Annotated in this window: 13 protein-coding genes; 12 read left to right on the forward strand and 1 reads right to left on the reverse strand. The window is 34.5% G+C overall.

What is annotated here, in order from left to right; translation table 11 throughout:
• Nucleotides 1–16: 16 nt before the first annotated feature.
• The 10 genes from coaBC to spoVM all read left to right on the forward strand — a co-directional run bounded on the left by coaBC (nt 17) and on the right by spoVM (nt 11,240).
• On the forward strand, nt 17–1,222 hold the full coding sequence (gene coaBC, locus IEV35_RS14600) for a bifunctional phosphopantothenoylcysteine decarboxylase/phosphopantothenate--cysteine ligase CoaBC (protein ID WP_188385401.1): 1,206 nt from the start codon (nt 17–19) through the stop codon (nt 1,220–1,222).
• Nucleotides 1,219–3,630, forward strand: coding sequence for a primosomal protein N' (priA, locus tag IEV35_RS14605; protein WP_188385402.1), 2,412 nt, complete (start codon nt 1,219–1,221; stop codon nt 3,628–3,630). The genes coaBC and priA overlap by 4 nt, the downstream gene beginning before the upstream one ends.
• 15 nt (nt 3,631–3,645) lie before the next feature.
• Entirely contained in the window at nt 3,646–4,587 is a 942-nt protein-coding gene (fmt, locus tag IEV35_RS14610; RefSeq protein ID WP_188385403.1) for a methionyl-tRNA formyltransferase, read from the forward strand.
• Between the two features lies 1 nt (nt 4,588).
• Entirely contained in the window at nt 4,589–5,938 is a 1,350-nt protein-coding gene (gene rsmB / locus IEV35_RS14615) for a 16S rRNA (cytosine(967)-C(5))-methyltransferase RsmB (protein ID WP_188385404.1), read from the forward strand.
• Nucleotides 5,939–6,107: 169 nt separating this feature from the next.
• On the forward strand, nt 6,108–6,869 hold the full coding sequence (locus IEV35_RS14620; protein WP_188385405.1) for a Stp1/IreP family PP2C-type Ser/Thr phosphatase: 762 nt from the start codon (nt 6,108–6,110) through the stop codon (nt 6,867–6,869).
• A complete protein-coding gene (gene pknB, locus IEV35_RS14625; protein ID WP_188385406.1) occupies nt 6,863–8,914 on the forward strand; it encodes a Stk1 family PASTA domain-containing Ser/Thr kinase in 2,052 nt (683 codons plus the stop codon). The genes IEV35_RS14620 and pknB overlap by 7 nt, the downstream gene beginning before the upstream one ends.
• Nucleotides 8,915–9,796: a ribosome small subunit-dependent GTPase A gene (gene rsgA / locus IEV35_RS14630; protein WP_188385407.1), complete on the forward strand. Its 882-nt coding sequence runs from the start codon at nt 8,915–8,917 to the stop codon at nt 9,794–9,796.
• A gap of 1 nt (nt 9,797) precedes the next feature.
• The gene (gene rpe, locus IEV35_RS14635) at nt 9,798–10,454 is read left to right on the forward strand and encodes a ribulose-phosphate 3-epimerase (protein ID WP_188385408.1); all 657 of its coding nucleotides are present in this window, start codon (nt 9,798–9,800) and stop codon (nt 10,452–10,454) included.
• A gap of 6 nt (nt 10,455–10,460) precedes the next feature.
• Nucleotides 10,461–11,105 (forward strand): thiamine diphosphokinase, encoded by a 645-nt coding sequence (locus IEV35_RS14640; RefSeq protein ID WP_188385409.1) that lies wholly within the window; start codon nt 10,461–10,463, stop codon nt 11,103–11,105.
• Between the two features lie 51 nt (nt 11,106–11,156).
• Nucleotides 11,157–11,240, forward strand: a complete 84-nt coding sequence (gene spoVM, locus IEV35_RS14645) for a stage V sporulation protein SpoVM (protein WP_047984924.1) — start codon at nt 11,157–11,159, stop codon at nt 11,238–11,240.
• A gap of 295 nt (nt 11,241–11,535) precedes the next feature.
• Here spoVM and rpmB read toward each other — a convergent pair whose 3' ends face one another.
• Nucleotides 11,536–11,724: a 50S ribosomal protein L28 gene (gene rpmB / locus IEV35_RS14650; RefSeq protein WP_188385410.1), complete on the reverse strand. Its 189-nt coding sequence runs from the start codon at nt 11,722–11,724 to the stop codon at nt 11,536–11,538.
• Nucleotides 11,725–12,015: 291 nt separating this feature from the next.
• On the opposite strand from rpmB, the gene IEV35_RS14655 reads away from it, so the two are divergent.
• Both IEV35_RS14655 and fakA read left to right on the forward strand, forming a co-directional pair.
• Nucleotides 12,016–12,378, forward strand: coding sequence for an Asp23/Gls24 family envelope stress response protein (locus IEV35_RS14655; RefSeq protein WP_188385411.1), 363 nt, complete (start codon nt 12,016–12,018; stop codon nt 12,376–12,378).
• Between the two features lie 32 nt (nt 12,379–12,410).
• Nucleotides 12,411–14,072, forward strand: coding sequence for a DAK2 domain-containing protein (gene fakA / locus IEV35_RS14660; RefSeq protein ID WP_188385412.1), 1,662 nt, complete (start codon nt 12,411–12,413; stop codon nt 14,070–14,072).
• The last annotated feature ends 135 nt before the right edge of the window (nt 14,073–14,207 follow it).

Here is a 14,207-nt window from a genome sequence, read left to right on the forward strand (position 1 = left end):
AAAGGTGCTAAATCTAATGTTGAAAAAGAATATATTGTTATGTGTAACAGGTGGGATTGCTAGCTATAAGGCTTGTGCTTTAACAAGTAAGTTAACTCAACAAGGTGCAGAAGTGCGAGTAATAATGACGGAATCTGCAACAGAATTTGTCTCTCCACTTACATTTCAAGCACTTTCACGGAACCCTGTATATACGAATACATTTGATGAAAAAGATCCTAGTAAAATTGCCCATATCGATTTAGCTGACTGGGCCGATATTGTGATTATTGCACCAGCAACAGCGAATATTATTGGGAAAATTGCAAATGGAATTGCTGATGATATGCTTACAACAACGATATTAGCAACGAAAGCAGATATATATATTGCACCAGCGATGAATGTTCATATGTATGAACACCCTGCTGTCATAAAGAACATGCAGATGTTAGTTGAATTTGGTTACCATTTTATTGAACCAGGAGCTGGCTATCTTGCTTGTGGATGGGTTGGAAAAGGAAGATTGGAAGAGCCAGAGAAAATTATTGAAATTATAAAGAAGCACCAAAGTCGTAACAAACTATTAATAGGTAAGAACGTACTTATAACTGCTGGTCCAACAAGAGAAAAAGTTGATCCAGTAAGATTCTTTACAAATCGTTCGACTGGTAAAATGGGATATGCTTTGGCTGAAGCTGCCCAGGAAATGGGTGCTAATGTAACGTTAGTCTCTGGACCAGTAAATATCCAATTGCCACATCCAAACATTAACCTTATTTCTGTTACAACAGCTGAGGAAATGTTTGAAGCAGTTATTAATGAATATTCAATGCAAGATATAGTCATTAAGGCTGCAGCAGTTGCAGACTACAGGCCAAAAGTAATATTTGATGAAAAGATGAAAAAACAAGATACTAATTTGCAAATTGAAATGGAACGAACGAAAGATATTTTAAAAACATTAGGAAGTACAAAAACGGATCAGTTTCTCGTAGGATTTGCTGCAGAAACAAATGAACCATTAGCTTATGGAAAGGACAAGCTTCGGAAGAAAAATTTAGATGCTATTGTCATTAATAATGTATCTTTAGAGGGAGCAGGATTTGGAAGCGATACGAACATCGTAACTTATATTAATAAAGATTTAACTGAACAATCCTTACCTAAAGCATCCAAATTAGACGTAGCAAATGAAATTCTACGATTAATTATTCGTGATATGAAGGATGAGAGAGTGTGAATATTGCAAGTGTCATAGTGGATGTACAAGCGAAATCAATTAATCAAACATTTGATTATCTGATTCCAGAACGATATGTGGATATTTTAACAACTGGTATGCGAGTTATTGTTCCATTTGGTCCTAGAAAAATAACTGGATTTGTTGTTGGACTTAAGGACAATTCTGAGTTTGACAAACTAAAAGAAATTATAGAAGTGTTAGATATAGAACCTGTGTTAACGGAAGAACTATTAGAATTAGGAAAATGGGTTGCTGATGACACTTTGACAATGTATATTACAGCTTATCAAGCTATGCTACCCCAAGTACTAAAAGCTCAGTATAAGAAAGAATTAGTTAGAAATACAGATGAACGATTACCAGAGGATTTAGAATTTCTCTTTGCAGGTAGAGATTACATAAGTTTTGAAGAATTTGAACAGTCATCAATCCCATACTCTAAATTGCAAAAAGCGATCCAAGAAACAGCTATATCTATTAATTATCTAGTAAAATCCAAAATTACTAAAAAGTATGTAACCTTTGTAGAACCTAATAAAGAAATATATTTAATAGAAGAGTCATTAATGGATCTACCACAAAATGCGACGAAACAAAGAGAACTACTTGGCTATTTTATAAAACATCCGAATCCAATTGAACAAGGCAAATTATTAAAATTAACAAATACAACCCGTTCGACGATTAAGACTTTAATTGAAAAGGGATTGTTAAGAGAATATAAACAAGAAGTTTATAGAAATCCATATGATGAAAATGCATTCGAAAGAACCTATCCACTTACCCTGACAGAGCAACAAGAGAGAGCTATATTACCGATTAAAGAAAAAATAGAAAAACAAGAACATGATGTGTTTTTAGTTCATGGAGTAACAGGTAGTGGGAAAACAGAAATATATTTACAAGCAATCCAAGAAGTACTAGAAAAAGGTAAAGAGGCAATAGTTTTAGTTCCAGAGATTTCACTTACACCTCAGATGGTTAAACGATTTAAAGGAAGATTTGGAGATAAAGTGGCTGTTATGCACAGTGCACTATCCAATGGAGAAAAATATGATGAATGGAGAAAAATTCAATCTAAAGAGGTAAGTGTTGTCGTTGGGGCAAGATCAGCAATTTTCGCCCCTTTTGAGAATATAGGTATTATTATCATTGATGAAGAACATGAAACGACATATAAACAAGAGGATCAGCCTAGGTATCATGCTAGAGATGTAGCAATTAAGCGAGGACAATATCATCAATGTCCCGTAGTTTTAGGAAGCGCAACCCCTACATTAGAATCATTTGCAAGAGCACAAAAAGGTGTCTATACATTAGCTACATTAGACAAAAGAACGAATGAAAAGGAAATGCCAGAGGTATCAATCGTAGATATGCGAGAAGAATTGCATAGTGGTAATCGTTCTATGTTTTCACAAGTTTTAAAAGAAAGTATTGAACAAACGATAGCTCGTGGCGAACAAATAGTCTTATTATTAAACCGCAGAGGATATTCAACTTTTGTAATGTGCAGAGATTGTGGCCACGTGAAAGAATGCCCTCATTGTGATATTGCACTTACATATCACAAGCGAAATAATCAATTGAAGTGTCATTACTGTTCTTATGAGGAACCAATGCCGAATGTTTGTCCAGAATGTTCTAGTGATTCGATTCGGTATTTCGGGACTGGCACGCAACGAGTTGAAGAATCGCTGAGTCAATTGATGCCGCATGTCCGTGTCATTCGAATGGATGTTGATACAACAAGAAAGAAAGGTGCTCATGAAAAATTACTCAAGCAATTTGCTAATAAAGAAGCAGATATTCTTTTAGGTACGCAGATGATAGCAAAGGGTCTAGATTTTGGAAATGTTACATTAGTTGGAGTTTTGACAGCAGATTCTATGTTACATTTACCTGATTTTCGTTCCAGTGAAAAAACATTTCAATTATTAACACAAGTAAGTGGTAGGGCTGGACGACATGAATTACCTGGTCAGGTTATTATCCAAACGTATACACCTGAACATTATAGTATTCAATTATCTAGCCAGTATGATTACAAACAATTTTTCCTTCAAGAAATGCATATAAGACGGAAATTTCGTTACCCACCATATGTGTTTTTAGCATTAATTACAGTATCACACCCTAATCATGTTCGAGCTATTCAATTTACACAACGGATTGTTCATTACCTCTCTAAAGTTGTTCAAGAAGAAACAACTACTGTATTAGGACCAACACCATCACCTGTAACAAGGGTCAAAGATAGATATCGCTATCAATGCATGATAAAATACAAAAATGAACCAGACTTAAGAAGGAATATTAAAAAAATCATTAATTTATATGAAGAAGAAATGAGAAAAGAGAATTTATTAATAACAGTAGATATGCAACCATATCACTTAATGTAGAAAGTAGGAATTAATATGAAACGAATCGTATTTATGGGAACGCCTGATTTTTCCGTTCCAATCTTAAAACAACTTATACAATCAGAATATGAAGTAGTTCTCGTAGTCACACAACCAGATAGACCGAAAGGGAGAAAGAAAATTATTACTCCACCACCAGTAAAAGAAACTGCAGTAGAATATGGAATTCCAGTTTTTCAACCAGAGAAAATCCGTCATGATTACCAAGAGATCTTAGATTATGAACCGGATCTAGTAGTTACAGCGGCATATGGACAAATATTGCCAAACGAGTTATTAGAAGGCCCAACATTTGGTTGTATTAATGTACATGCATCGTTGTTACCGGAATTAAGAGGTGGAGCACCAATTCATTATTCGATTATTCAAGGTAAAGATGAAACAGGGATTACGATCATGTATATGGCAGAAAAACTAGATGCAGGAGATATTTTAACGCAACGAAGTATACCAATTGAGGAAACTGACCATGTTGGTACGTTACATGATAAATTATCCAAAGTTGGTGCCGAGTTATTAATGGAAACATTACCGCAATTATTTGAAGGCAAAATCACTCCAATAAAACAAGATGATAGTAAAGCAACCTTTGCATCTAATATAAAGCGGGAACAAGAAGAGATTGATTGGAACAAATCGAATCGTGATATTTATAATCATATTCGTGGTCTCCATCCTTGGCCAGTCGCTTTTACAACATATGAAAATAAAAATGTGAAAATATGGTGGGGAGAACCAATCGATAAAGAATATAATGGCGTTCCTGGTGAAATAGTGGATAAAGAAGGAAATGAATCGATTATTGTTCTATGTGGAAATGGTAAAGGAATTCGATTAACAGACATTCAACTTGCTGGAAAAAGAAGAATGAAAGTTAAGGAATATTTACAAGGGGCAAGTGATTCTTTCCAAATTGGAACTAAAATGGGTGAATAAAATGAAAAAATATCTTCTTAGAAACACAATTATCGACTTATTATTAAGAATTGAACTTGATAATGGATATAGTCATCTATTAATTAATCATGAAATCAAAGCTAAAAATATCCCTACAAAAGATGAAGGACTTTTAACTGAAATAGTATATGGTACGATACAAAGAAAATTAACGCTAGATTATTATATTTCTCATTTTGTCAACCCGAAGAAAAAACTTGAACCTTGGGTGAAAATATTATTAAGAATGTCCATCTATCAAATGGTCTTTTTGGACAAAGTCCCAGACCATGCAATTATTCATGAAGCAGTTGAAATTGCTAAACAGCGTGGCCATAAAGGAATTGGATCATTTGTCAATGCAATTCTTAGAAACATCCAACGTAATGGTACACCAGATATAAATGAAATTAGTGACGATATAGAACGGCTAAGTATTGAAACAAGCCACCCTAAGTGGCTTGTTAAACGTTGGATAAATGAGTATGGATTTCAGAGAACAAGAGAAATGTGTGAAGCAAATTTACAACATAAACCAATGTCTGTACGTATCCAACCATTAAAAATAACAAGAGATGAAGCAATACAGCAACTAGAAAAAGAAGGGTATGTTGTAAATAAGTCATTCTTTTCTAAACAAGGACTTATCATTGAAAAAGGGAATATCCTAAAATCTTCCTTATTTGAACAAGGGGTTATTACCATACAAGATCAAAGTTCTATGCTTGTTGGGGAAATGATTGATGCTCGTCCTGGATGTACTGTACTAGATGCATGTAGTGCTCCTGGTGGAAAAGCAACACATATCGCTGAGAAAATGAAAAATGAAGGTCATATTCATGCTCATGATTTACATCAAAAAAAGATTAAATTAATTAATGAAAAAGCAAAAGGCCTAAATATTACGATTATTGATGCGGTACCAATGGATGCTAGAAAATTAGATGAACACTATTCTGAAGAAATGTTTGATCGTATCTTAATTGATGCACCATGCTCAGGTTTAGGGGTTATGCGTGGCAAGCCTGATATTAAATATAGTAAAAAAGAGGAAGATATTGAACGCCTATCTATAATTCAACAAGAGATATTATCTACTGTTGTTCCATTATTGAAGATCGACGGGTTGTTAGTATATAGTACTTGTACAGTTGATACAGCTGAGAATGAGGAAGTAGTCAAACAATTTTTAGCTAAACATACAAACTATGAAATTGATCAAACATTTTTTAGTGACCTACCTAAAGAATTACAATCGACTATTGGAATTACAGCATATGGGTTACAACTATTTCCGCAAGAATTTGAAACTGACGGGTTTTTCTTAACAAGGTTTCGTAGGGTATCTTAATTAGTTTCAACAATTAAAGTTATTTATTTAAAGAACAAATGTTACTAATCTCATGTTAGCTTTTAAAATCTGTCTAAAAGTATAAAAAATACTAGAAAAAGATATTCTTATTACGTAATTTGTGTAATACTTATATAAAAAAAGTGTTGCTCATATAAGGGGTGGTAGAATGGAAGGACATTTTTTGACGGATCGTGGCCAAGTAAGAAGCCACAATGAGGACTCAGGAGGTATTTTTTTAAATAATGATGGTCAATATTTAGCAATAATTGCAGACGGCATGGGTGGTCATCAAGCTGGAGATGTGGCGAGTAGATTGGCAACAACTATATTAGAAGATAAATGGAAAAAAAATGATGGAATACATACACCAGACGTAGCAGAGGAATGGTTAAAACAAGCCTTACTAGAAGCTAACACCTCAATCTATCAACACTCACTAGAAAAAGAAGACTGTCAAGGCATGGGAACAACTATTGTTGTAGCTGTATGTACGAAAGAATTTATTACTGTAGCACATATTGGTGATAGTAGATGCTATTTATATAATGAATATAGTTTTAAGCAGATTACAGAAGACCATTCTTTAGTTAATGCACTTGTACAGTCAGGACAAATCTCAAAAGATGATGCACTCGTACACCCTAGAAAAAATGTTGTTTTAAAAGCTCTCGGAACTAGTGATACTGTTGAACCTGATATTCAAACGATAAATTGGGAGAAGGGTGATAAGCTATTACTTTGTTCAGATGGATTGACAGACAAAGTACGAGATTCTGAACTAGAGGAGTACTTACAATCAAAAAATGAAATTGATAAAGTTGGAGAAAAGTTAGTCGATTTAGCAAATGAACGTGGTGGGGAGGATAATGTTTCGCTAGTAATATTACAGCATGAAGCAACAGTGGAAGAAGGTGATCCATTTTGCTAAATGGTCATTTGCTAAACGATCGTTATCGAATCCTAGAGAAAATAGGCGGAGGCGGTATGGCTGACGTTTATCTTGCTAAAGACATTATCCTTGATCGAAAAGTGGCTATTAAAGTTCTAAGATTAGAATATGCGAATGATGATGAATTTATTGCAAGATTTGATCGAGAAGCCCAGTCTGCCACGAGTCTTTCTCATCCAAATGTAGTTACAATTTTCGATGTTGGAGAAGAAGATCAAATTCTATATATGGTGATGGAATATGTAGATGGGATGACACTAAAGGAATTTATCCAACGATATGGTCCAATTGATGTGCCAGAAGCAATTGAAATTATGAAGCAGATTTCAGCCGCAATTACTCATGCACATGAAAATGGAATTGTACACCGTGATATTAAACCACAGAATATACTTATAGATACATATGGTCACATTAAAGTAACAGACTTTGGGATTGCTATTGCTTTGAGTGCAACATCATTAACACAGACAAATTCGATTTTGGGATCAGTTCATTATTTATCTCCTGAACAGGCTAGAGGTGGAATGGCCACAAAAAAATCTGATATATACTCCTTAGGTATTCTGTTTTTCGAAATGCTTACTGGAAGACTTCCTTTCTCTGGACAATCCCCAGTATCGATAGCATTAAAACATTTACAAAGTGAAACTCCTTCTATAAGAAGATTTATTGAGGATGTACCACAAAGTGTAGAAAATATTGTTTTGAAAGCTACAGCAAAGGATCCATTTCATCGATACGATACTGTTTTTGATATGGAAGAAGCGTTAGATGTTGCTCTTTCTCCAGATAAAATAAATGAACCGAAATACACACCACCCGTTGAGGTAGGTGAAGAAACAAAAGCCATTCCAATTATTACAGAGAACCAGCTTGAAAATATACACCAAGACACGATAATACATCAAACAAATATTGATACAAAAAAAATTAGTAATGGACAAGTTCAACAAGATGAGACATCGGATCAAATAAAGAAGAAAAATAAGAAAACAAAGAAAAAGAAGAAAAAATGGTTAATAATTTCTATAGTCCTACTGACATTAATAACAATAGCACTTGTTTTCATATTCTTAATACCAGGTCTAAATAAACCTCGCGAAATGGAATTACCAAACTTTGTAGAATATGAATACGAAGAGGCTTATAAAGAGTTATCAGACTTAGGATTGGATGTTAAACGGGAAGATATGTATTCAGAGGAAATTGAGGAAGGATTAGTAATTAAAACGTATCCAAGACAAGGAAGAACGGTAAGAGAAGGAGATACGATTACACTATATGTTAGTCAAGGTAAAGAGAAAGTAGACTTTGATGATTTTGTTGGAGAACAATATAGAGATGCGGAACGCCTACTAATCGAAAAAGGGTACATAAAGGAAGACATTGTTGTCTATGAAGAATTCTCCGACCTTCCAATCGGAGAGATCATTAGTCAGAATCCATTACCGGGTGCTAAAGTTGTACCAGAGGAAACAACAATAATCTTTGAGGTAAGCAAAGGAAAAGAACCAATAACACTAGGTAAATTTGAGGGGACAACTCCAGAAGAAGCGAAAAGAACTTTAGAAGCACAAGGGCTATTTATGGAAGTAAGAGAAGAACACTCCGACTCAATGGCTGAAGGGATGATTATTCGTCAAGACCCAGAACCGAATAGTAAGGTAAATGAAGGGGATACGGTAATCGTTTATGTTTCCTTAGGTAAAGAAGAAATACCACCTTATGTGTATGAGAAGACGATACTTGTTGAATACACATTGGATGAGCAAGATAATTCCGAGGGTGAAGATGGAGAAAATAATACTAATCAGGAACCAATACCACAAGAAATTCGACTTCATATACAAGATATGAATAATCCTGATTTGGCAGAAGTATTTTGGCAAGATACGATTACAGAAGATAAATATATTACGATTGAATTGATGATTGAACATGGTTCTCAAGGTAAATACCAAGTATTCCGTGATAATCAAGTAATTCAGAGTGAAACGATCCAATATAAAGGAGATGAATAAATGCCAGAAGGCAGAATTATTAAAGCTTTAAGTGGATTCTACTATGTACAAACCCCCCAAGGATTGTATCAGTGCAGAGGTAGAGGGGTATTTCGTAATCGAAACATAACTCCACTAGTTGGCGACTTTGTCACTTTTGATGTTCGTGAGGGAAAAGAAGGCTATATTACAGAGATTATGGATAGGACGAATGAATTAATTCGTCCTCCCATTGCGAATATTACACAGGCAATAATCGTCAGTTCAGCTGTAATGCCTGATTTTAGCACAATATTATTAGACCGTTTTTTAGTGTTAATTGAATCTAAAGGAATTACACCGATTATTTTCATTACAAAGACAGATTTAATAAATGACGAACAAATGAAAAGTTTAATAAAATATAAAAAGGAATATGAACAAATCGGGTATCGAATTGAATTGTTCTCGTCTAAAGACCCGGAAGATATAGATTATATTAAAGGATTTTTAAAGGACCATGTTACAGTAATCGCAGGTCAATCTGGAGTAGGGAAATCATCTCTAATCAATACATTAAGTCCAGATACACAATTAAAAACTGCAGACATCTCTAAGAGCTTAGGAAGAGGAAAACATACGACAAGACATGTCGAGTTAATAGAAATTAATGGTGGCTTAGTAGCAGATACCCCCGGTTTTAGTGCGTTAGATTTTGATGAAATTGACGCAGAGGAATTGTCTAATTGTTTCCCAGAAATGGTGGAAAGAATGAATGAATGTAAATTCCGAGGGTGTTTACACGCAAAAGAGCCGAAATGTGCCGTGAAATCTGCTGTGGAAAATGAAGAAATACCATCTTACCGTTATAGCCATTACATTAGTTTCTTAGAAGAAATACAATCTAGAAAGCCGAGGTATTAAGATGATTAAAATAGCACCTTCTATATTATCAGCTGATTTTTCTAAATTAGGTGAAGAAATACTTGATGTTGAAAAAGGTGGAGCAGATTATATCCATGTAGATGTGATGGATGGTCATTTTGTTCCTAATATAACTATCGGTCCACTAATTGTCGAAGCAATAAAACCTATTACATCATTACCATTAGATGTTCATTTGATGATTGAAAACCCTGACCAGTACATTCCGACATTTGCAAAATCTGGTGCAGACATAATCACAGTTCATCAAGAAGCTACTACCCATCTTCACCGCACTATTCAATTAATTAAATCAAATGGGGTAAAAGCAGGATTGGCAATAAATCCAGCAACACCAGTAGAGATGATAAGAGATATTTTATCTGAAGTTGATTTAGTCTTAGTAATGACTGTTAATCCCGGATTTGGTGGACAATCATTTATCAACTTAACGCTTGAAAAGATTAAGCAAATTGCGACATGGCGTGAAGAATATGGCTTATCCTTTGAGATTGAAGTAGATGGAGGAGTGAACACCTCCACTGCAAAAAAATGTGTGGAAGCAGGGGCCGAAGTCTTAGTGGCGGGTAGTGCAGTATATAATCATGAGAACAGAAAACAAGCGATTGAAGAAATACGAACAGCAGCAATAGGATAGATTGAAATGAAATCAGTAGCGATTATTGGGAATGGACCTCCAAATCTGATTCCAGATTTATCAGCCTATCAGACTCATGTTGATAGTTGGATTGGAGCAGATAAAGGGGCTGTCAGAGTAATTGAGCAACAATTAGAACTTTCTTATGCTGTCGGTGATTTTGACTCTGTTTCAAAATCTGAATTGCTACGTATTAAAGAAAGCGCGAAGAACTTTCAGCAACACAACGTTGAGAAGGATGAGACAGATTTAGAACTTGCCCTAAAGATTGCTTTTTCTTTAAATCCAACTACAATTTATCTTTTTGGAGTAACAGGAGGACGTTTAGATCACACGTTAATAAACATTCAACTCCTAACTCAAGTAATTAATAAACAAACTAGAGGTATCATTATTGATACGACAAACCAAATAGAATTGACTTATCCTGGAACATATCAAGTTACCCAAGATGATAAGTATCCTACAATTTCATTTATTCCTGTTACAGAAGAAGTTCGTGGCCTAACGTTAACTGGATTTTATTATCCATTAACTAATGCAACAATAACTATGGGTTCAACTCTGTCTATTTCGAACAAGCTTATCTCAAAAAAAGGTACTTTTTCATACAATACTGGCATAGTATTAGTTGTAAGGAGTCGTGGATAAAAGTTCAAGCGATTCGTGTAAGCGTGTTTGTAAATGGAGGAGGGCGAACTTATGAAATTTTATACTATTAAGCTCCCTAGAGTACTTGGAGGATTTGTACGTGTAGTGATCGGGATTTTTAAGAAAGAGAAGTAAGTGTTATTTGCTTTTGTCAATTATTGGCAGAAGCTCTTTTTTTGTACGGGTTGTATTTATTAAATTATTGCTTTCATGCCATATCCGCAGCCCGAATACACTTCGCTTTCCATGGGCGGCTGGTGAGCCTGTTTTCCCATAGGAGTCTCCGTGTATTCGGGCTGCTTAGAGCATAAAAAAGTATCCAATCAGTAATTTAATAAATATTAAGTACTCAATAGAAAAAGCACCCAAGTTTAGATTGGGTGCTTTTTGCTAATAACTAATGTATCAGTAAAATGATAATGTATTTGAATTATACGCGTTCCACTTTACCTGATTTAAGTGCGCGTGCAGATACGTATACACGTTGTGGTTTTCCATTTACCATAATACGAACTTTTTGCACATTAGCTTTCCATTTACGTCTGTTGGAATTCATAGCGTGTGAGCGTTGGTTTCCAGTGTTTGTTTTACGTCCAGTAACAACACATTTTCTTGCCATGGTAAGCCCTCCTACTCTATAACATAAGTCAATTTAGTACTTATACAATTTACCATAAGTCTAAAAAGAATGCAATACGTATGCAAAGAATTTTCACTTGACAGATTGGAAGGAATCGTTCATTGTTATAAGAGGCGAATTGCTTTATTCGAATATATACTATAAATTGAAGCACCTTAATGATAAAAAAGATACAACTCAATACAACGATAAATTCTAGAATGTAAAGTGCAAAATGATCGTATTTATAGTAAAATAACCTTAAATTACTTGGGTTAAAGGAGGATTTTCATGTCCATTGAATTAAACACAAAAGATGGTCACGTAACAATTACTACTGAAGTTATTGCTACTATTGCTGGTGGTGCAGCAGTTGAATGCTATGGTATTGTTGGAATGGCTTCGAAAAGTCAAATTAGAGATGGCATTGCAGAGATTTTACGTAAAGAAAATTATTCTCGTGGAATTGTAGTTAGACAAGAAGACAATTCTTTACATATTGATATGTATATTATTGTAAGCTATGGTACTAAAATTTCCGAAGTAGCGCATAATGTTCAATCACAAGTAAAATATACGTTAAGTAAGACTTTAGGACTTGAAATTGATTCAGTAAATATTTACATACAAGGGGTACGTGTAGCAAAAGATTAATTTTGCACGTCTGTCTAGAGGGAGGAACTATTGTGGCAGTAAATAAGCTTGATGGCAAAATGTTTTCGCAAATGGTACTTGCTGGTGCACATCATTTAACAAATAATGCCAAGAAAATTGATGCTTTAAACGTATTTCCAGTGCCAGATGGTGATACTGGAACAAATATGAATTTATCAATGACTTCAGGTGCAAATGAAGTAAAAAAGAATACTTCTGAAAATATATTTGAAGTAGCTGGAGCATTTTCGAAAGGATTACTAATGGGGGCGAGAGGAAACTCAGGAGTAATTTTATCACAAATCTTTAGAGGCTTTGCTAAAGGAATGGACAAAAAATCATCCTTAACAACAAAAGACCTAGCAATTGCTTTTGATGCAGGAGTTCAAACAGCTTATAAAGCAGTAATGAAGCCTGTAGAGGGAACAATTTTAACAGTTGCAAAAGATGCAGCAAAAAAAGCTGTAGAAATTGCTGAAGTCGAAGAAGATGTTATTTCAATGATGGAAAAAGTACTAGTTGAGGCAAAGGCTTCACTGAAACGCACACCAGATCTTCTTCCGGTATTAAAAGAAGTAGGTGTTGTAGACTCAGGTGGACAAGGCCTTGTTACAGTATATGAAGGATTCCTTTCAGCTTTAAAAGGTGAAGAATTACCTGAAGATCTTGATACGGTTGATCTAGAAGATATGATTAACGCGGAGCACCATAAATCTGCACAAGATTTTATGGATACTTCTGATATTGAATTCGGTTATTGTACTGAATTTATGGTTAAATTTGAAGATGATAAGTTAAAGGACAACCCATTTGATGAAAATGCTTTTAGAAATGAATTAAGTGAACACGGTGATTCTCTATTAGTTGTTTCGGATGAAGAGGTTGTAAAAGTTCATGTTCATACAGAGTATCCAGGTAATGTGCTAACTATTGGCCAACGACATGGTAGCTTAATTAATATGAAGATTGAAAATATGCGTGAACAACATAGTGCTATCGTTGGAGATAATAAAAAAGATGCTAAACCAAAAGAAAAGGTTGACTTTGGAATTGTTACAGTAGCAATGGGATCTGGTTTGAAATCTTTATTCGAAAGTTTAGGTGCTACAGTGGTTATTGAAGGTGGACAAACAATGAACCCTAGCACTCAAGATATTACAGATGCAATTAATAAAGCCAATGCAAAAAATGTTATTGTTTTACCGAACAATAAAAATATTGTGATGGCAGCAGAGCAAGCAGCAGAATTAGCGGAAGAAAATGTAGTTGTCGTTTCTACAAAGACAATTCCACAAGGTATTAGTGCGTTACTTGCTTTCCATCCTGAAGAGGATTTGAATACAAATAAAAATAATATGACTGAGGCAAGTTCTGTTGTTAAAACGGGACAAATTACCTATGCAGTTAGAGATACTCAAATTGATGGTATTTCCATAGAGAATGGTAATTTTATGGGGATTGCAGATGGCAAAATAGTTGCTACTCATAAAGAACGACTTGAAGCAGTTAAACAACTTTTCCAAGATCTCATTACTGATGATGATGAAATCTTAACAATTCTATCTGGTGAAGATGTCACAGAAGATGAGATTAATTTAATTGTTGAATATGTTGAAGAAAATTATGAAGATGTTGAAATTGAAATACATCATGGGAACCAACCAATTTATTCCTATATTTTCTCTGTAGAATAATAATTATAAAAAAGAGGCTGGGACAAAACCCCAGTAAATTAATATAAGCATGGTCCTTACCAACGTTTTAATGGTAAGGACCATGCTTATTATTTTTTGCACGCAATTTTCTGATATTAAAGTAAACAAAAAGGA

Source organism: Ornithinibacillus halotolerans (assembly GCF_014637405.1).
GTDB lineage: Bacteria > Bacillota > Bacilli > Bacillales > Amphibacillaceae > Ornithinibacillus > Ornithinibacillus halotolerans.